Annotated in this window: 13 protein-coding genes; 1 reads left to right on the top strand and 12 read right to left on the bottom strand. The window is 30.2% G+C overall.

Features of this window, described 5'->3' with window-relative positions; translation table 11 throughout:
* Positions 1-26: 26 nt before the first annotated feature.
* Positions 27-2,408 (top strand): chondroitinase-B domain-containing protein, encoded by a 2,382-nt coding sequence (locus ACJJVK_RS06960; protein WP_405564536.1) that lies wholly within the window; start codon positions 27-29, stop codon positions 2,406-2,408.
* 5 nt (positions 2,409-2,413) lie between these two features.
* Here ACJJVK_RS06960 and ACJJVK_RS06955 read toward each other — a convergent pair whose 3' ends face one another.
* The 12 genes from ACJJVK_RS06955 to ACJJVK_RS06900 all read right to left on the bottom strand — a co-directional run bounded on the left by ACJJVK_RS06955 (position 2,414) and on the right by ACJJVK_RS06900 (position 21,963).
* Positions 2,414-3,265, bottom strand: a complete 852-nt coding sequence (locus ACJJVK_RS06955; RefSeq protein WP_405564534.1) for a DMT family transporter — start codon at positions 3,263-3,265, stop codon at positions 2,414-2,416.
* A 79-nt stretch (positions 3,266-3,344) separates the two neighbouring features.
* Positions 3,345-4,673 carry a RagB/SusD family nutrient uptake outer membrane protein gene (locus tag ACJJVK_RS06950; protein ID WP_405564532.1) on the bottom strand — a complete coding sequence of 443 codons (1,329 nt, stop codon included), beginning with the start codon at positions 4,671-4,673 and terminating at the stop codon, positions 3,345-3,347.
* Positions 4,674-4,683: 10 nt separating this feature from the next.
* Positions 4,684-7,851, bottom strand: a complete 3,168-nt coding sequence (locus ACJJVK_RS06945) for a SusC/RagA family TonB-linked outer membrane protein (protein WP_405564531.1) — start codon at positions 7,849-7,851, stop codon at positions 4,684-4,686.
* Positions 7,852-8,465: 614 nt separating this feature from the next.
* Entirely contained in the window at positions 8,466-9,230 is a 765-nt protein-coding gene (locus ACJJVK_RS06940; protein ID WP_215993233.1) for an SDR family NAD(P)-dependent oxidoreductase, read from the bottom strand.
* 53 nt (positions 9,231-9,283) lie between these two features.
* Positions 9,284-10,567, bottom strand: a complete 1,284-nt coding sequence (locus ACJJVK_RS06935) for an MFS transporter (RefSeq protein WP_405564529.1) — start codon at positions 10,565-10,567, stop codon at positions 9,284-9,286.
* 151 nt (positions 10,568-10,718) lie between these two features.
* Positions 10,719-11,423, bottom strand: coding sequence for a FadR/GntR family transcriptional regulator (locus ACJJVK_RS06930; protein WP_215993231.1), 705 nt, complete (start codon positions 11,421-11,423; stop codon positions 10,719-10,721).
* Between the two features lie 55 nt (positions 11,424-11,478).
* Positions 11,479-12,978, bottom strand: coding sequence for a PKD domain-containing protein (locus ACJJVK_RS06925; RefSeq protein ID WP_405564527.1), 1,500 nt, complete (start codon positions 12,976-12,978; stop codon positions 11,479-11,481).
* A gap of 22 nt (positions 12,979-13,000) precedes the next feature.
* Positions 13,001-14,197: a hypothetical protein gene (locus tag ACJJVK_RS06920; protein WP_405564526.1), complete on the bottom strand. Its 1,197-nt coding sequence runs from the start codon at positions 14,195-14,197 to the stop codon at positions 13,001-13,003.
* Between the two features lie 12 nt (positions 14,198-14,209).
* A complete protein-coding gene (locus ACJJVK_RS06915; protein WP_405564525.1) occupies positions 14,210-15,787 on the bottom strand; it encodes a RagB/SusD family nutrient uptake outer membrane protein in 1,578 nt (525 codons plus the stop codon).
* Positions 15,788-15,793: 6 nt separating this feature from the next.
* The gene (locus ACJJVK_RS06910) at positions 15,794-19,024 is read right to left on the bottom strand and encodes a SusC/RagA family TonB-linked outer membrane protein (protein ID WP_405564522.1); all 3,231 of its coding nucleotides are present in this window, start codon (positions 19,022-19,024) and stop codon (positions 15,794-15,796) included.
* A gap of 290 nt (positions 19,025-19,314) precedes the next feature.
* Positions 19,315-19,692, bottom strand: a complete 378-nt coding sequence (locus ACJJVK_RS06905; protein ID WP_215993226.1) for a cupin domain-containing protein — start codon at positions 19,690-19,692, stop codon at positions 19,315-19,317.
* 18 nt (positions 19,693-19,710) lie between these two features.
* A complete protein-coding gene (locus tag ACJJVK_RS06900; RefSeq protein ID WP_405564519.1) occupies positions 19,711-21,963 on the bottom strand; it encodes an alginate lyase family protein in 2,253 nt (750 codons plus the stop codon).
* Between the last annotated feature and the right edge of the window lie 19 nt (positions 21,964-21,982).

Genomic DNA, 21,982 nt, shown 5'->3' with positions numbered 1-21,982 from the left:
ATAAAGCAAGTAAAACTTATAGATATATGAAAAAAATAGCACTAATTTTAATCATAATATTGTCTTTAACCAGTTTAAAAACAAATGCTCAAGAAACTTTAGTTTCTAACATTAGCGAATATAATACTGCTATTAAAAATGCAGTTCCAGGTACAACCATAATTCTTAAAAATGGAATTTGGAAAGATGTAAAAATAAACGCTTTTGGTAATGGTGTAGATGGAAACCCAATTGTTGTAAAGGCAGAAACTGCAGGAGAAGTTATCATTTCTGGTAACTCTACTCTAAATATTTATGGCGAATATGTAATTGTAAGCGGTTTGTGGTTTAAAGACGGTGATTCTAATTATAAATCTGTTGTTCAGTTTCGTAAAGATTCTAAAACCTTTGCAAACAACTGTCGTTTTGCAAATTCTACTATTTCTTATTATAAAGTTGCAGACGGAATTAAAGATCATTGGGTAGATATTTGGGGAAAAAATAACAGAGTAGATCATAATAATTTTACTGGTAAAACAAGCCCTGGAACTACTGTTGTAGTTTGGTTAAAAGGCGAAGAACATATTGAAAATAATCATAAAATCGATAATAATTTCTTCGGATCTAGACCTGAATTAGGTACAAATGGAGGAGAAACTATCAGAATTGGTACAAGTGCAAATTCAATGAAATCTTCTAAAACAATTGTAGAAAGAAATATTTTTGCCAATTGTGATGGCGAAATCGAAATTATATCAAACAAATCTGGTGATAATATTTTTAGAGATAATTTATTTGTGGGTAGTAAAGGTTGCTTAACCTTACGTCATGGAAATAATGCTTTAGTAGAAAGAAATGTTTTTTTAGGAAACGGAGTTTCTAAAACTGGTGGAATTAGAGTTATAAATGCAGGGCATATCATCAGAAATAATTTAATGGTTGGTTTGTTAGGAGATGGTTATAGAGGTTCTCTTGTATTGATGAACGGTGTTCCAAATTCGCCTTTAAACAGATACCATCAAGTAAATAATGTAGATATTCAAAACAATACAATTATAAATTCTGGACCAATTGCTTTTGGTGAAGGTAAAGATGATGAAAAATCTTTATCACCTAAAAATGTAAACTTTGCTAACAATATATTTTATCATAGTTCAGCATCAGAAAACGTATTATTTGTAGATGAAACTGCTAACATCAATTTTAATAATAATTATATTGATGCTAAAGGAGCTCCTGTAAAAGGGTTTAAAAACACAAAAATAGACTGGAAAGAAATTAAGAGTTTTCCAATTCCAACCAAACAAAATCCAGATTTATTGGTTGTTTCTAAAAATGATAAAAGTCCGGAAAGAGATATTACAAAAGCTGTTAGACAAATTTTTAATGCTGGTGCTTTTAATTTAGATGCTACAAAATTACCTAAAGCCTTAGGTTTAAGAGCTGGTCCAGGTTGGAAACCAGATATAGTAGCTCCAATTATTAAACCTGCTGATATTGCAGTAAAACCTGGTACAGAAACTTTAAGAAAAGCCATAGATAAAGCTGCACCTGGATCTACAATTCGTTTAAATGCTGGAGAGTATGTTGCTGAAAAAACAATAAAAATTAGCAAAGAAATTACGATTATTGGTGATAAAGAAGGCGCAACTATTTTAAAATCTAAAGATGGTTTAGAGAAACCTTTGAGTTATTTTTTTAGAGTTAACGAAGGCGCAAAATTAACGTTAAAAAATGTTACTATTGATGGTGAAGCCTCTAATGTAAAGTATGCAATTGTATCACCAGATAAAAAAGAAAAAGGTCTTTATAATTTATTTGTAAATAATGTTGTATTCAAAAACTTTACAAACAAAGATGGAGGATCTATTTTTAAGGCATATAATGGCACTAAAGCAGATACCTTAAGCTTTGTGAACTCTAAGTTTGAAAACAGTTATAGAGGCTTAAATTTATCTTACGATAAAGATGTTATGGGTTTTTATAATGCAAACTTTATAATCTTAGAAAACAGTGTTTTTAAAGATATTGAAGAAGCTGCAGTAAATTATGTTAGAACTACCCCTTTAGAAGATCTTCCAGGAGGTAAATTAATAGTTACAAACTGCATTTTTAGCAATGTATTTAATGAAGAAAAAGGGAAAATTTTAAAAACTAATGGAATTCAAATTGTAGAAATTAAAAATTCTGTGTTTGAAAACAGTTATAAAACTCAAACACCAATAGACTTAAAAGGTAAATTCAATTTTATAACCAATTCTTTAATCTACAATAGTGGTTTTGTAAAAATAAGCAAAGGAGCTAAAAAAGAGAATCTTTTATACAAGAACCCAAAATGGGAAAAGGACGATTTATTTATACCAAGTAAAAAATCTGTTTTGCTAAAAGAAAATAATGATATTGATACAATTGGTTTACTAAAAGAGTAAAACTATTATTTTTGATGTGTTTTTTTTCTTTTGATGTAAATATTGTAAACTAAACCAAATAGAATTAGAAAAACACCTAAAAGTGTTAATAAATTATAGATTTCTCCAAACCAAAAAGCACCTATAATTATAGCAAAAATCACTTCTAAATTCTTAAGAGGAGCAACAAGATTGGTTTCATTGGTCTGAAAAGCTTTGGTCATATATAACTGACCAATATAACCTAAAACACCTAAACTTAGTAATAAAAGCCATTCTGTTGGTTTTGGGTTTATCCAATTGTTGATAGACATTAATCCGCCAAATACAAAAGCGGTAACCATAAAATAATTGATAATTACCAAAGGATGTTCTTTGCTACCAATTTTACGAATTAAAACAAAAACTAATCCTTGAAAAACGGCAGATACTAATACAAATATCAAACCTAATGTATTTACGTCTGCACCAAAACCTTTTATCATTAAAACACCTACAAAAGCTAATAAAAACAAAAACCATTGAATGGTTTTAATTTTTTCTTTTAATAAAAAAAATGCAAGTATGGCTGCAAATATAGGTGATGTATACCTTAAAGAAACTGAAGTACCTACAGGTAAATAATTTAAAGACTGAAAAAAACAAGTTAACGAAATTACTCCAACAATTGCACGTGTTAATAATAACTTTTTATTGGTACCTAAAAGTGGAATTTTAGATTTTAAAATTAATGGTAACGTAAAAACCAAAGTACCTATAGATCTAAAAAAGACAATTTGATATACATTAAAAGCAGATAAGTATTTAACAACTGCATTCATAATTGCAAAAGCAATTACACTAAATATCATAAAAATAATTGCCTTGTTATTTTTCATAACTAATATTTTATATAAAAGGAAAAAGTCGTTTTGTAAAATTACAAAACGACTTTTAATATAAACAAATCAAATAAAATTAATATCCAGAATTTTGTGTAATTACACCACCAGTTGCTAATATTTCAGAAACCGGAATTGGAAATAAGTAATAATCACTATTTACAGTTGTTCCCATTTCAGCATTAACACTATTGGTTCTTACCAAATCATCCCATCTTTTACCTTCAAAAGCTAATTCTAATCTTCTTTCTTCTAAAATTGCAGTTCTAGCTTCAGCTTGAGTAGATGCTGTAGAGTTATTTAACCCTGCTCTATTTCTAATTTTGTCTAATTGAGTAACAGCAGCAGCAGTACTTCCGTTTTCATTTAATGCTTCTGCATATAATAAAATAACGTCTGCTAATCTAATTTCAATCCAATCATGCTCACTTCCAAGATCTCCTTCTTTAGGGAATTTAATTGCAGTAGTACCAGCATCACTTAAAGTAACAGCTCTTCTTAAATCAGTACCTCCACCATTTGCATCACTTGCATCAAAAGCAGCAACTAAATCTGGATCTACAGGAAAATCTGCTTTAGAATCATCACCTACAAACCAGTTCCAAAAGTCAGAACCAAAAGAATATTCATCTACAATAGAACTAGATACTTGAGTAGAAAAAATAATTTCTGAATTTTCTATTTCATTATCAGCTCCAAATATTTCGCTAAAGTCATCTTTTAAAGCAATTCCAGCTCCAGAAGCTCCGTTTACAACAGCTGCAAGTTGCGTTTCTGCACTAGCATAATTACCCATAGCTGCATATACTTTACCTAATAAAGCTTGTGCTGCGTATTTAGATGCTCTACCATTATCTATGGTAGCAGATAAATCTGCAATAGCATCATTTAAATCTGGAATAACAACATTGTTATAAACATCTGTAGCAGGTGTTCTAGCTAAAATTGATGTATCTGTTAAACTTGGTGCCGCAGATAAATTAACTGTAACAGCTCCAAAAGATTTTACTAATTTATAGTAAGATAAAGCTCTTAAAAACTTAGCTTCTGCAATATGTGTTGCATTTGTTGAGTTTTCAATAACATTGTTTGCACTTAAAATAGACTTATACATTGCAGTATATAATGGACCAAAAAACTGGTCTTCCATTGTTGTCAAATTATTTGTGTAAACATCAAACTCTGTATATGGAGCCTCGTCCATTACTGCGTTATCTGATCTAAATTCACCCATTACTGCTAATGGAGTAACACTACTTAATTGATAGTAATAAGCTGCATTCAAAACACCTTCAAAATCAGTTAAAGAGTCTGCACTTGCTAAATTTGGTGGAGCTTGATCTAAATCTGTTGAACATGCTGTTGCGATAAACAACGATGTTAATAATATATATATTTTTTTCATTTTATTTTATTTAAAAATTAACATTTAAACCTATAGTGAAACTTCTTACTACTGGACTAGCACCAACTTGAGCACCATACACTGTAGGATCTGTAGTATTTACACCTTCTGGGTTGTATGAAGTATAATCACTACCCATTAAATATAATAAGTTAGTAGCTGCTCCATAAAATCTAATAGAACTGAATCCTATTTTCTCTGTTACATCTGAATTAAGCGTATAACCTATAGTTAAGTTTCTTAATGCTACATAAGAAGCATCTTGAACCATAGCATCTGTTTGGTTTCTGTTTGCAGTATAGTGTTCTCCATTATGATCTGCAATACCATCGCTATTTGCATCAAATGTACTAGTTAATCTACCTCCCCATTGAGAACCATAATAAAGTGGATCTATATTATAAACTTCTGCACCATGAGAACCTTGTAATTGGAAAGACATATCGAAATCTTTATATCTAAAGTTTTGAGACATACCCCAGTAAAAATCAGGTGTATTCTGACCAATTTGAACTAAATCTCCACCATCAGCAACTGTTCTTGTTCTATCAATTACACCATCACCATTTTGGTCTACTACATACGATTCACCAGATGCATTATTAGGGTGTCTTGTACCATCAGCTAAGTATTTCATTTCTACATCTCCAATAGTTTCTAATCCCCACATTTCTCCAATTCCACCACCTACGTAGTTTCTAAATACAGGTCCTCTACCACTAATTCCAAAAATTTGTTGCGGTAATTCATCTAAACCACCTAAATAAGTAATCTCTGTATTAACTGTTGATAAGTTTGCACTCACATTCCATGAGAAATCTTCAGTATTCATTAAGCTACCAGCTATTTCTAATTCTAAACCTGAACTTTCAACATCTCCAACATTAAGAATAGAAGAAGGGTTACCTAAAACTTCTGATTGAGCTTGGTTAATTAAAATATCTTGAATATCAGATGTATAATAATCTACACCTAAAGTAAAACGGTTATTTAAAAATCCAAAATCTACACCAAAGTTAGTCTCAGTATTTGTTTGCCAAGTTAAATCTGGATTAGGAGAATTTGAAGGAATTAAAAATCCTGTACCATAAATTGTAGCAGAAGGGTCTAATAGACTTAAAGAATCGTAAGAACCTAAGAAAGACGTTGTACCTAAAGAACCTGTACTAAATCTTACTTTTAATCTACTTAATAATTCATTTTCTTTTAAGAAAGATTCATTATGTAAATTCCAACCTAAAGAAATTGCTGGGAAAGTTTCATATTTTTTATTAGCTCCAAAACGAGAATCACCATCTCTTCTTAAAGAAGCTGAAAGTAAAAAACGATCATCGTAAGAATAGTTAACTCTACCAAATACACTTTCTCTTACTCTTGTTTCATCTGTTTCTGTAACAACGATGTCTGCAGGATCGAATAAATTGTAGTTTAAAACTGCTTCATCTGGCACATTAGAACCATCTAATCTTGTACCAATAAATCTTGTGTTTTGAAATTCTACACCTGCTACTGCAGAGATATCATGTTTACCTATTTTAGTAGCATAACTTAAAGTAGTTTCACTTAATACAGAAGAAACTTTTAAGTCAGCTTGATCCATAAAAGTTTGAGCTATTCTTGCTCTAGAATCATAACCTAATAATCTGTGTGCATAGGTTTGAGTATCTTTCATATCTCCACCTAAAACAGTTTTAACATTTAAACCTTCTATAATATTGTATTGTAAATAACCACTTACATTTCCAAAAAATGTTTTTTGCCAGCTATCTACATTATCAAGTTTAGCAGCAGGACCTGCATCACCAGAACCACCAATACCATTGTTAGCTCTACCATAATGCCAATCTTGAGCAGCCATACCTGGCTCTAAACTATAAATACTATTTGCTTCATAACCAGAACCTCTATAACCACTATCAAAAGCAGCTAAACCTAAAGCTTGTGCTTGTTGGTCTAATTGTTGTACAAAAGCAATAGATTCTTCTGTATGATAAATAGAATGCACACCATAAGATCTTAATAAATCTCTCATATCATGAGCTAAAATATCTCTATCAGATACAAAACCATTAAAGCTTAATCCAGCTTTAAACTTATCTCCTAAATTTGCATCTACATTAAGACGTGCGTTCATTCTCTCAAAACCTTGTGTAATTACAACACCTTCAGCATTTTGGTAACCAACTGAAGCAAAATATTTTGTATCATCAGTACCACCACTTACGCTAAAGTCATGACTTTGAGTTATACCTGTTTGAAACAACCAGTCTTCTGGACTAATTGCACCAGGAGAATCTTCATAAGCACTTAATCTATATTCTAAGAAAGCTGGGTCTTGAGTTGCAACAGTTGCATCCCAATTACCTGCAGCAATTTGCTCTCTAGAATGAGCAGCCCATTCTGGACCAGACATAAGAATATTATCTCTATATTTATTAGATGTACTAAAGTAAGTGTTATAACTAAATTTAGCTTCACCAGATTTACCTTTTTTAGTTGTTACTAAAACAACACCATTTGCACCTCTAGATCCATAAATTGCAGCAGAAGCAGCATCTTTTAAAATCTCTAAACTTTCAATATCATTTGGATTAATTGTTTCTAAACCTCCTGAAATAGGATAACCATCAACAACAATCAATGGGTTTGAAGCTCCTGATATTGAAGAGGCAGCTCTAATTTGAATTTTTGGAGCAGCACCAGGTGAACCATCTTGATTCTGAATTAAAACCCCTGATAATTTACCAGCTAAAGCATCATCTACACGTGCAACTTGTACTGCAGCAACATCTGCACCACCAATTTTTGCAACTGCACCCGAAATTTGAGATCTTTTACGAGTACCATAACCTACAACAACTATTTCATCTAACTCACTAGCATCTTCTGCTAAACTTACAGTTATTGTTTTCTGATTAGTTATTGTTACTGTTTTTTGAGAATAACCTAAATAAGAAAAAGCTAGGATATCTCCAGTTTTAACTTCAATAGAAAAATTTCCATCAAAATCTGTTTCTGTTCCTTTTGTAGTTCCTTGTATAATAACAGTAACCCCAGGAAGAACTTCGTTATCTGCTTGTGATGTTACAGTACCTTTTACGGTATAACTGTCTTGTGCATAAGAGCAGATATTTACTAACATTATAAGCAATAATGTTATTTTTAATTTTAATTTCATAATATTATTTTATGTTTAAAAATGAACTTCATTCAGCATTTATGAATGAACTTTGGTTTACAGAATAAATCAAAAAAGAAAAAAACTAAAGTAAAATCTTATTTACTTTAATAATTTTTATCTTGATTATTTTGTGATTGAATCTGATAATTTAGATTTAGTTTTTTTTGGATAAGTAAATTCTTACCCTAATTGTTTATTGTTTTTTTGTTTATAATTAATTAAATAATTTTCATCATACGCAGGTATCTATTTTAAAGTTAATTGGCTGTCCATTTTGGTTTACCAGTTTGGTTTACCAAATATATATACATATTTTATAATAAAAAAGCTTTTTGTTAATTATTTCATAAAATATTAAGATTCGTTATAACAAGTTGGTAAAAACAAGCAATTAAAAAGAGAATTTGACAATTAAAAACATTAAAAAAGAAAAAATGAAAAATTCTTAAGATTTAATGTTAAGTAAAGAAAAAACAAGTAATTATATTTAAAGGATATAATTAAAATTAGAGGCTAATATGAAGTAATAATAAATTTAAATAGGGATAATAGAAAAAGCCATTTTGTTTAAAACAAAATGGCTTTAAAGTAATAAAAAATATAAAAACTTATTAGATTCCTAAGGCTTGACCACCACCAACTTGAATAGTTTCTGCTGTTAAGAAAGCTGCATCTGTACTTGCTAAAAATGAAACAACACCTGCAACATCTTCTGGCTGACCTAATCTACCTAACATAATGTTATTTTTCCAAGAAGCAAAAACTTCTGGTTTTGTAGATTTAATTTGTTTATGAAAAGGAGTATCTATTGTACCTGGAGATACTGCATTTACTCTAATTCCGTATTCTGCTAAATCTTTTGCTAATGCTCTAGTTATTGCATGAACTCCTGCTTTAGAAGTACCATAAACTCCTGCTCCTGGTCCACCTGCATTCCATCCTGCATTAGAAGTATAGTTTATAATAGTAGCATTCTCACCTTTCTTTAAATAAGGAATTGCTGCTCTAGATGCAAAGAAAACTGAATCTAAATTTAAAGCCATAACGAATCTATAAAATTCTGTAGTCATTTCTTCAAATCTAGATCTACCACCTAAACCACCTGCATTATTTACTAAAACATCAATTTTACCATATTTATCTCCAATAGTAGTAATATTTGCAGTTACTTCATCTTCTTTAGTTACGTCAAAACCGTAATATTCTGCTGTAATTCCTTCTGCAGTAAGTTCTTTAATTCTTGCAGCTCCAGCTTCATCTTCAATACCGTTTAAAACAACTGTATATCCATCTTTACCTAATCTTTTTGCTACTTCAAATCCTATTCCTCCAGTTGCACCTGTAATTACTGCTACTTTTCCTTGTACTGTACTCATTTTGTATTCTTTTTAATGTTTGTTATTGTTTTTTTACTAATATTTTTTGTTGATTATTCTGCTGTTTTTCTAACTGGCTCTATTTTTTTGATAAAGAAGAAAATAGATAACACACCTAATATTACTGATAGAGTAATTGCGATAAAGGCAGGTGTGTAAGAACCTCCTTTTGTTATTTGACCAATAAACCAGTTCATTATCATTGGTGAAACTGCTGCAATTGTACCAGCTAAACCTGCTAATGTACCTACTGAAGGACCTCTAAATAAATCACTTGAAATAGTTTGTACATTACCAATCGCAAACTGAAAACCAAACAATACTAAACCTGCTAAATAAATAAAGGTCATAAAGTTATCTTCACCTACAAACTGAATAATACCAACAAAACCTAAAAAGACAAGTAATCCTCCTACACTAATTGCTATTTTTCTTGATGCATCTACAGATTTAGTTTTCATTAAAATACCTGTAAACCAACCACCAATTATACTTCCTGCTGCTGCCATTAAATAAGAAATCCACATTGTTGCAGCAATCTCTTCTATACTTAAGCCAAAAGTTTTATTTAAATAAATTGGCATCCAAGCTGCAAAAAACCACCAAATTGGTTCAATGAAGAATCTACATAATAACACTCCCCAAGATTGTTTATAACTCAATATTTTTAATACTGATAAACTTTTTTGCTTAACTTCTGTTGTTTCAACCTTGTCTATTCTACTAGACATTATTAAATCTCTTTCTTCTTGTGTTACCCAAGGGTGTTTTTCTGGAGTTGATTTATTTAAAAATAACCAAGGAATTACCCATAACATACCTACTGAACCTAAAATAATATATGTAGTTTTCCAACCAAATTGAGTATATAAAAAAACAATAATAAAAGGAGCAATAACATTACCTATTGATGCACCTGCGTTAAAAATACCTTGAGCAGTTGCTCTTTCTTTTACAGGAAACCATTCACCATTACTTTTTACAGCTCCAGGCCAATTACCAGCTTCACCTAATCCTAACATTCCTCTAAAAATTGACAAAGTAATTACTCCACGTGCAAAAGCATGAAAAATAGAAGCTAAAGACCAAACTATAATAGATACTGTAAAACCAAGTCTTGTACCAATAGAATCGTATAATTTACCAGAAGCAAATTTACCTAAAGCATAACATCCTAAGAAGATATTGAACATAAAGGCATAGTCTTCTTGATTCATCCCTAAATCTTCACCCATTTGTGGCCATAGAAGGGCAAATGCAGTTCTATCTATATAATTAATAACTGTGGCAATAAAGATTAATCCAATTATCCACCAACGTAATCCTTTAATTTTCATTCTTTTATCATCTAAAATGTTATACTAATTTCTGGTTAACCAATTTGGTAAACCAAATTTACTGTTTTTAAATTAATTACTACTACCTAAAAAAAAGTTTTTTTTAGATTTTATTTAAAAAATTATAAATCGTTTTTTTATTTAATAAACACTATTCTATGTTATAACAATAACTATAAAGTTCTTTAAAATGATCTTTCATTTTTTGCTTTGCTAATTGTGGATTTTGTGTTTTAATTGCATCGAAAATAGCTTGATGATCTCCTATACCTCTTTGAGAAAGACCCGCATCACAAACATGATGTTTTTGAAAATTTGTAATAATTTCTGGAGTAATGATTAACATAAAAGTATTCATAGTACTATTACCACTTGCTTTTGCAATTGCTAAATGAAATAACAAATCTTCTTGCACAGCATCTTCTCCATTAATTACTTTATCTCTATAAGCATTTAACGCTTCTTCTAAGTTTACTAAATCTGCTTCTGATCTTCTTGTAGCAGCAAGTCTTACCGTTTTTAATTCTAATAAAATTCTTGTTTCCACTAAAGATTTAAAACCTGGTTCATTTAACCTTAAAATATCTTCAATCATTCCATTCATAGCAATTACACCAATATTTGCTACGAATGTTCCACTCTGAGGTATAGATTTTAATAAACCGTAAAATTCTAGTCTTTGTATAGCTTCTCTTACACTACTTCTACTTACTTCAAATTTTTCAGATAGCATTCTTTCAGAAGGAAGTTTATCTCCAGGTTCTAAATTTTTAAAATTTATTAAATCTTTTATTTTAGAAATAATTTCCTTCTGCACATCAGAGTTTTCTGATTTTGTAAGTATGTCTAACTTCATAATTATATTTTAATTAAAATCTGCAAAGATAAATAGAATTTTGATATGTAATATATTAAAACCCTGGTGTAATGATATCTATGTTATCATAAAATACTTCATTTGAACCATCAATAGCGTTTAAAGCTCTAACATAAATTACAACTTTTGTTGTTGAAGGTTTAAATGTAAAAGTATTCGTAGTAAAAGTATCATTAGAAGAAGAAGATTTAGATGAATTAAAATCATTATCAATTAATAAATATGCATCTGCATTCTTATCTCTTTGATCTTCTGTATTAATAGTATCTTCTGTTGTAATTTCATTATTTAAAATAAATACTTCTGTATTTACACCTTCAGCTTCAGAACGTGAATCGATAGTAAAGGTATACTCTACTCCTACTTCTACAGTAACTACTTGGTATAAACGACGACTTGCTTCATTTATTTTTACGCCTCTATCTCCTAATCCTGCAAATTTATTACCATCACTAGATGAACCTGGTTGTTCGCTATTATCACCAAAGGCAGTATCTAACCAACTATCTAAATCTGAATTATACCATAAAGCTCTATAAGGACTATCTGAAGTAGCCCCACCATCTGAATCGAGTTTTACTGTACTATTTGGAGTCATATCCCAAGCATCTGCATTGTCTCCTGTTTCATTTTGAAAATCATCTGCAGTTCCATTTAAAACAATTGCTTTAAATGTTGGTTCTACACCACCTACAGGTACAGATTTAGTAATACTTCTAGGAACATTAGCACTATTGGTAATTGTTAATGTTACATCATAAGTACCTCTAGTAGCAAAAGTATGTACTGGATTTTGATCTGTTGATGTGTTTCCATCTCCAAAATTCCAACTATAAGATATTGCTAAAAGAGAAGCGTCTGTAAAAGAAGCTGTTAAAGAACTTGTTGTAAAACTAAAATCTGGGATTGCTGCTAAAACTAAACCTTCTACTTTTTTAGTAACTGTTACTTCTTTACCTAAAAAAGTTGTTGCTGTAAGTGTTACATCAAAAGTTTCTGCTGTTGCATAGGTGTGAACAGGACTATAATTAGGGTCTGTTAAACCATCTGCAGCTTCCCAAGAAGCTGTAGAACCATCTCCAAAATCCCAAACTAATGAACTTACTCCAGTACTCATATTATCAAAAGTAACTTGAGAATCTATTATTGAAAAACTATAATCTGCATAAATAGGTGCAACTTGAGCAGAATCTATAGCTATTAAGCCATCTGAACTTGTTGTTGTTAAGTTTACTTTATATAAACCACCTGTTGTATATGTATAATCTGGGTTTGCTTCTGTTGATGATCCTCCATCACCAAAATCCCAAGCATAAGAAATAGCATCTGTAGAATAACTTCTAAACACTAATTCTAAATTAGAATCAGCACTAGTACTTGACGTAAAAAGTGTTGTTGGCTGAATATCGTTTATATTACCTGTTGGTGGCACAAACTCTTCATAACCATTATCAGTACATGAAAGAAAGCCTAACAACATCATAAATATTAGAGCGAAACTTGTATTGAATTTTTTATTTAATTTATAAAACATAATATAAAATTTTAAAAACTATTTATTGTTTAACAACGATATCAAATAAATCTAATCTTGTTTCTACACCTGTATTAGTTGCAAAAATTATAACAGATTCATTTTCTCCTGCTTCGAAAGTAATTGCGTGTTTTTTGAAAACATCTGCAACTCTACCCACATTATTATCTACTCTAGAACCTAATATATTTGCTTCTTGTTTAGCTTCTGTATATGAAGAGGTTTCTGGAGTTAATACAGAAACAGTCATTGTACCATAAACATCTACATTAAATCCTGTAAAATACGTTAACACGTATGTTGCTCCTGGTGTAACTTCAATTTCTTGATAAGCAACTCTACCACCATCAGATGGAAATTTAGCAGCTTGTGTACCTTCTGGTAAAACACCTTCTACTTTGGTATTGATTTGTATTCCTGAAAATGAATCTTGACCAAAAGGATTCCAATTTACTCTTGGACTTGGCACATCCCAAGAAGCTCTACCATCTCCTGTACCGTCAAATAAACTGTTATCTTCAAAACCAGGCTCAGCAATTTCTGGTACTGGTATTGTTGGTACTGCTTGATTAACCGTTATTATTTTTTCTGTATATTCTGATTTACCAAGCTCATCTGTTACTGTTAAACCAATTGTATAAACATCTGGACCAGGAAAAGAAAATATTAATTCTTGATCTTGTAAAGTTGCAGCTGGTAAACTAGCAATTTGCGCTTCTAAATCTGCAACATTTTGTTTAACTTCATCTGTAACAGCATCTTCAGCTTCTTGTAAAGCTATTTCTAAATCTGCTATTTGAGCTTCCATTACAGTTACTTTATCAGGATTAGATTCACAAGGAATCTTAAATTCTAATTTAGCAATTTCAGCTTCTAAAGCAACTACTGCAGATAATTGAGCATCTATTGATTGTTGTAATACTGGTAAATCTTTATTGATTAAAGTTAAACCTTCTGATGGTGTTACTGACCATAAATATTGTGTACCATTTACGGCTAAATTAGAACCAGCTTGAAAATTGAAATCATAATTTGCAATTAATTCTACATCATTACAATCGAACTCTGAAGAAGAGACATCTGCAACACTATAAAAAGGTGTTGGGCTTGTAAAATCCTCTAAATCACCAACATCTGGCAAAGTATCGTCTACACAAGAGGTTAGAGATATAAAAACCCCTAAAACTATATATTTTAAATTTATTAAATATTTTTTCATAATTAAGCGATTTTAATATCCATTATTCTGTGAATAAAAATTAGGTAAATTGTCCATTTCTCTTTGAGGAAAAGGTAGGTATTTTTTACCACTTGTATAATTTAAACTATTAGCTGTTGAAAAAGCACCAAGAACATTATCTGCTTCTCCAAATCTAACTAAATCATATAAACGTTGGTTTTCATAAACAAACTCAACTCTTCTCTCCTCTAATAATTCTGCTTTGGTTAAGTTAGCTACTTCTTCTAAACCAGCTCTTGCTTTTACTTGATTAAAAGCATCAATTGCTCTAATATCTGTAGTTGAGTCTGCACCTGCTAAAATTGCTTCTGCATATAATAATAATACATCTGCATATCTTAAAACAATCCAGTCATTATCACCAATTTCACCATCCGTAGGAAATTTAGCATTAAAAGTATCATTAGTAATATCTGCTGGGTTGTAAGAAATTGCATCAAAAGTTACAGGAAATCTTACAGGCTGTAATACTGGTGTCATTACATCTAAAAGTTCTAAAGTTGCAATATTAACACCATTTGATGGTCCTTGTAAAGTCATCGAAAAACTATGAGACTCAGAATCTGTTTCTACTTGATCATCTAAACCACTATCACTAGTTGCATAATTATCACTACTTACTAAATCATAAGCAATTGAAAAGATTATTTCATCATTTAACTCTAAACCTGAATTATTAGACCAATCTGCATCTAAAACTATTTCTCCTTCTTGATATCCGCCTGTATAATCATTTCCAAATACAGTTCCAAAATCAATTGCTAAAGTTGCATAATACTCACTATCTGAAACTATACCATCTCCATCAAAATCTTCTGCGTTTGCTCTATCAGTATATAACAAATCATAGTTATAATCAGAATTATTTTGCACTACTGATGCTAATAAAAGTTCTGCTTCTGTATAATTAGGGCTTGGTTGACTTAAATATGCTTTTGCTGCTAAACAAATTGCTGCACCTTTTGATGGGCGATATTTGTTTTGTGTTGCTCCATCTAAATAAGCAATAGAAGTTTTAAAATCTGCAATAATTTTTGCATAAACCTCTGCTTCTGGCAATTGAGGATAATCTAAAGCTTCTTCTGTAGTTACATCTAAAACTTTATCTATATAAGGTACATTTTGATAAGCTCTTACTAAATTAAAGTGACATAAAGCTCTCATAAAATAAGCTTCACCAACAGCATATTGTTGACTTTCTGATGCTAAAAAACGATTATCTATAATTGTATTTGCATGTTTAATTGTATGCATATTATTAGAATAATATGTTGCAACATCTCCATTATTAGGATCTACATTGTAAGAACTAATTAATGGGAAATTTCCATTTTCTGAATTTGCTCTTGAATTATCTGATCTTAATTCTGTTAAATAGAACTCATTAGCTGGTACTTTTTGATATGCATCTAAAACACCATTTGCTAAGGCAATAAAACCATCGTCTGTTTGTAACAACTCTTCTAAAGAAAGTGCAGTAGGGTTGCTTAAGTCTAGTTCTGTTTCACAACTTGTCAATAAAGTCATAAAAGAAAAACAAACTATTATATTTTTATATATATTTTTCATAATTAATTAAAATTGAAAGTTAATACCTGCTGAAACTGTTTTAACTACAGGTCCATCTCCTCTTTGATAACCAGCTGTTAAAGGCGTATTTGCATTGTTAGATGTTTGCCCTTGTGCTTCTGGATTAAAACCTTCATAACCTTTAGCTGTAAAGAATAATAAATTTTCTCCTGTTAAATACAATCTAAGTTTATTACAGTTTAACTTATCTGTAATAGCCTCTGGAAAAGTGTAACCTACCGTTAAATTTCTTAATGCTACAAAAGATGCATCTTGAATATGGTCGTCTGTAAACCTTCTGTGAACTGTTAAATCTCTATCTGGAAAATTAGACACTTCGTTTACTGCAGATTCACTTGCATAATATAATTGATCTAAATCCGCCACTCTAACTTCTGCTCCATGAGATCCTTGAAATTGGAAAGAAAGATCAAAATCATATATTGAGAAATCTGAGTTAAAACCCCATTCGAAATCTGGGTAAGGGCTACCTAATTCTGTTCTATCATCATCATCTATAATACCATCTCCATTTAAATCTTTTACATAAACATCTGCAAAATCATTATTAAATCTATTAAAAGGATTATCTACCCATTCTAATGGAATTTCTTTATCATAAACCCAACCATAAAAAGATGTTATTGGCTGACCTACTTTTGCTATAAATTCTGTTGGTCTTGTATCTTGATCTATTCTAGAAATAATTTGCTCATTGTTTCCTAAACTTTTTACAGTATTTCTATTTAATGAAAACTGACCAGAAGCACTCCATCTGAAATTATCTTTTCTCATAATTCTAGAACTTAATTCAAGCTCTACACCTTCGTTTTGAACCTCTCCAAGATTTTGCAACCAACTATCTGTACCATAAGTTGCAGAAACTGGTGCTAATAAAAGTAAATCTTCACTAGTTCTAATATAGTAATCTGCAGTTAAATTAACAAGACCTCTACCAAAAGTTACATCTATACCAGGGTTAAATTCAATTAACTTTTCCCAACCTAATATTTGATTTGCTAAAGTTGTTCCTTTTACACCTGTTTGCCCATTGTAACTAATTGTGCTATATGTTTCTTCGAATCTATATAATGATTCGAAAATGTTATTAGAAATATTATTAGATCCAGAAACACCGTAACTTGCTCTAACTTTAAAGAAAGAAATTAAATCATTAGATTCTAAGAATTTCTCGTTTGATAAAATCCAACCTAAAGATGCTGCAGGAAAAAATCCTGTTCTTGTATTAGGTCCAAATCTTGTACTAGAATCGCTACGTAATGATAATTGAAATAAATATTTATCATCATAACTATAATCTAATCTACCAAAATAAGAAACTAATTTTTCGCTTGCATTATCTGTATATGTTGTTCCACCATCTGCAAGTGCAATATTATCATTAAAATCGTTAGTATACCCAACTGCTTCTGATTCTTGTCTGTAATTATGAGACTCCATATACTCAAAACCAGCAACTGAATTTAAAGCATGCTTACCAAATTCTCTATTATATTTTAAAAGAGTTTCGAAAGTAAATTGGTTTAACTCGTCTCTTCTTTCTAAACGATAAGCTTCTTGATCTCTATTTTCTTGACCATATAAATAATCTGCTTCATTAGATTTATTGTGTCTAAAAACACCAGAAACAGTTTGTCTAAAATTAAGTCCTTTTGCTAATTTAAAATCTAAATAAGAAGATGCGTTTAAACTTAATTTTTTCTTAGTTCTAGATCTTTCTAAAAAGTGAACTAAAGGATGAACATTTTTAGTAGTAGACAATGTTAAACCTCCAGAGGTTAATGGACTAGCTACAGGTAATCCTGTAACAGGATCTCTTAATATTGATCTTGGGTTTGCTGGATCTTTAGTAAAAACATGATCGAAAGCTCTAGAAAAACCATAACTACCAACACCTAAATTTTCGAATAATTTACCTGCATCTGTTGATACACCTACATCTGTAGAAAATTGTGTTACATATTTTAAGTGTTCTTCATTTAAGTATAATGGAATATGTCCCATTTGTCTTAAAGGATCTGTAAATCTTGCTGGTAATTTTTCTTGATCGTTGTAATTTACACGAAGATTACCACCATATTTAATTTTCTTGTTTTTTGATTTACTATCAACTTTAATTCTTACATTATATTTAGTAAAGTTATCTTTAACAGCAATACCTTGATCATCTAAATACCCTAATGAAGCTGAATAACTTGTTAATTCTGTACCTCCTCTTACTGAGAAAGAATGATTTTTAATAAAACCACCTTCAAAGACTTCATCTTGTAAATTTCTTTCTCCACTTCCTAAAGAAGCAATAAAATCCATAGCTTCTAATTCTGCATAAGCAGTTTCGTAATCATTAATAATTCTATCATAATTTGCACTAGTTGTAGATATTGCATCAACAGTACTTTGCAAACCATTTAATCTAGATCTTTCTTGCGCAATAGATGTATTAAAATTATCATTATTATCTGCGTACTTATATCCTGTAAAAGTATTGTAAGAGAATGTTGTTTTACCTACAACTCCTTTTTTAAGTGTAATTAAAATTACACCATTTGCACCCCTAGAACCATAAATAGCAACTGAAGAAGCATCTTTTAAAACACTAATAGACTCTATATTATTATTATCTATAGAACCTAAAATATCTGAATCTGTACCTAAGATAACACCATCTACCACAATTAATGGTGAAGATGAACCTGTTACAGAACCTGGCCCTCTTAATGTAATTTTAGGATCACCACCAGCTTCTGAAGAAACTACTTGAATCCTTAAACCTGCAACTCTACCTTTTAGTGCATCTTCTACACGAGATACTGCTTGGTTTTGTAAATCATCTCCAGAAACTTTAGTTAAAGCACTAGTTACATTTTTCTGTTTTTGATCTCCATAACCAACTATTACAATTTCATCTAAAACATCTGCATCTTCTTCTAAAGCTACATCTAATGTTAATTGATTAGAGTATGTAATGGTTTTAGATTTGAAACCTAAATACGTAAATTGAATTATATCTCCTTTTTTTACTTTTAATGTATACTTTCCATCAAAATCTGTACTTGCTCCTTTTTTAGTACCAACTATAATAATGTTTGCACCTAAAACAGGTTCTCCATCAGACAGAGAAGTAACAGTTCCTTTTATCGTAACTTCATTTTGCGCATACAAAGATGTACAGAATAAAAGCACTACAAAAAACACTGATTTTATTTTTAAATTCATAGTTAACTGATTTAAATTGTTTTGTTTATAATCAAAACTTTAGTTATTAAATTTGTTTTTACACAAAAATTCTTTGAATCACTCAATTGGTTTACCAAATTGGTTTACCAAATATATATGTTTTTTTTATAAAAATTAATTTTTTTGTTAAAAAATTCATAAATTTTATAGCTTTAAAACAAAATATATCAAAAAAGAGACCCGTTTTTTAACAAATCATCTTATTTGTTACCTGAAGTTGAATAAAATTTATTGATTTCGAAACTTCAAGTATAAGTTCAAAAAAAAATTTATGATTCTTTATCTCCAAAATAAGATGGACCATCACCTGTTAAAAAATCTTCTCTAACAGGGCTAAATGTATCTATTAATTGCCCTTCTTCTAAACAAACTGCACTATGTAATAAGTTTGGCTCTATATAAACACCATCTCCAGCTTCTACAATTTGTTTTACACCATCAATTTCAAACTCAAATTTACCTGAAACACAATAAGTAGCTTGTGTATGAAAATGTTGATGTGGAGAACCTAATGCTCCTTCATCAAACTTTACACTTACCATCATGATTTGATTATCGTAACCCAAGAATTTTCTTGATACTCCTCCACCAAGGTTTTCCCATTCCATGTCTTTTGCGATGACGTACTTTTCACTAAATCGTTTCATTTTTTTTTATTTTTTTATTTAAATTTGTTTATAGTGGTAAGCTCCTACCCAAGAATAGTTCTTACCTTTTATGCTTAAAGTATGCTTTGCTTCTTTCGAAGCGTTTTTATTTGATGTAATAAATAATTTTGTATTGCCTTTTATGCTTGTTATTTCTATAGCTGTATAAGAATCAGAATCTAAAATTACTTGTAATTTAACAATACTACTTTTAGAATTTAAAGCAGATTCTGAAACTGCACTATAACTACCATGTGATTCAATTACTGAAACAAAGGTTGTATTTTTAACATTATTTCTTCTTAAAATTAGAGCAGGATCTCTTCGTAAATTAAACTGTGGATCGTTTGCACCAATTCTTGTAAAAAGTAATTCGTCTTTATTATTTGTAATAGAAGTTAACGTATAAAACTTATTATTGTTAAACCAAGAGAATTTACTGTTTTCGTTAGTAGCTTTTGCTTCACCTTCTAAAAACAAATGCTGATACCCATTTTTCTTACCTAAAGGCTTTAAAAATTTAGGTGTTTTATATTCGAAATTTGCATCTAAAACTTGCCCAAAATAGTAAAAAGGAAAATCGTATTGATTCTTACTCTCAGCTTCTACCTTCATAATATCTAACACAAATGGCTTTTCGAAATCTTGATCTTTGATTACAGCCATAGTTCTATGCATTTCTGTACCTGAATATGTATTACTAACTTTAGAGCTTACTATTTGCACGTTTTCATCATCTGAAGAAAAATAATGTAAGTCTGGATGATTTTGACTTCCAATTTCATATTTACCTTGATAATGAGAAGTTTCGTTTTGCGTAACAGTATTATGTGCAATGGTTTGTTTAGCCCAAGTTTTATTTTCTTTCAAATAATTTCCACCTCCTTTTTGCTCAATATTTACAAAACGTGCTAAACCATAATCTTGAATTACTTCTTCTCCATTTTCATATAATGAGTAAGATAATTTATCATAATGACCATGACTTGAACCTTGAGAAGCATATTTAAAAACAAGCTCCATGTCTTGATTTCTTAAAATACCTACTCCACCTTGTTTTCCTTTTGGCCCATCAGAAAGATTAATTGACTTTTTCTCAAAAGATTTTACTTTTCCTTCTCTAATACCTAATGCAACTGCTAAGCCAGAATCATCTAACAAAACACTATTCTGTTTTTCTGCAATACTTAATAAACCAGCATCTTGACTACCATATTTATAAGAAATATCTACAGCTGTAACTAAAGCACCTGTATAATAAGACATACCTTTTTGGCCATCATTTAAAGGAAAAAAATCACCATCTGCATCTGATAAATTTAAAAGTGCATTTATAGATTTTAAAAGTACACCTTCTTTATATTCAAAAATCTTTAACTCAGGCTTTACATTATGCAATCCTTCTGCAAAAATTAAGAAAGGATACATTGCATATCTTTGATAATAAGGACCTTCATTATAATAACCATCAGGAGAAAAGGGCTCTTCTATATTGGCTAAAAAACCTGCTTTACCAGACTTATTAATAAAACCACCATCATCATCTTTGGCAGTTTTATCCATTTCTTTACCTTTAATACCATATAAAGCACGTTGAATTAATTCTTCATCATCCATTACTAAACCAATCATACCAACAGCTGCATTACCCCAAGTACTGTGGTTGTGAACTCTTTGATAAAATTGCGGACTATCTACTGAAATATGATCTGCAAATGGTTTAAATAAATTTGTTTCTAGTTTATTACGTTCTTCTTCTGTTAGATAATTGTAAATACAGTCGTAGGCCTGACTTACATATACCAACCAGTTAGAATCGTTTAAACATTGCCAAAATAATTTACCTCTTGCATAAGATCTTGTTTTTGGATGTAAAGGCAATGTCTTATACATTTCCTCATATTGCATTAACATGTCTTTTACATACTTTGCATATTTTTCATCATCTAAAATTTGATATAATACACCTGCTTTTTGTAATATAAACCAATTACGTTTATGCCTAGAATGGGTATAACCCCCAGAATAATCTTTTGGTATAGGTGTTTCTATACCTAGAGCGATTTCTGCATCTACTTCTTCTTTTACTTTTTGTAAAGAATTATCAAAAATTGGAATAGTACCTAACTGTGCTCTAATATCTTTAACACCTTGTGCAGTAAGAATTAATTTTGGATGTTGACTATTAGAATCAGAAACCAATACTTTTTCTTGTTTGCCACAAGAAAAGGCAATTAATAGAACAAATAAAAGCGCTTTGTGGTAATTCATTTAATTTTTTTAAAAAAAA

This window comes from Polaribacter sp. Asnod6-C07 (assembly GCF_045063625.1).
Classification (GTDB): Bacteria; Bacteroidota; Bacteroidia; order Flavobacteriales; family Flavobacteriaceae; genus Polaribacter; species Polaribacter vadi_A.
This window is presented reverse-complemented; position numbering and strand designations above follow the sequence as displayed.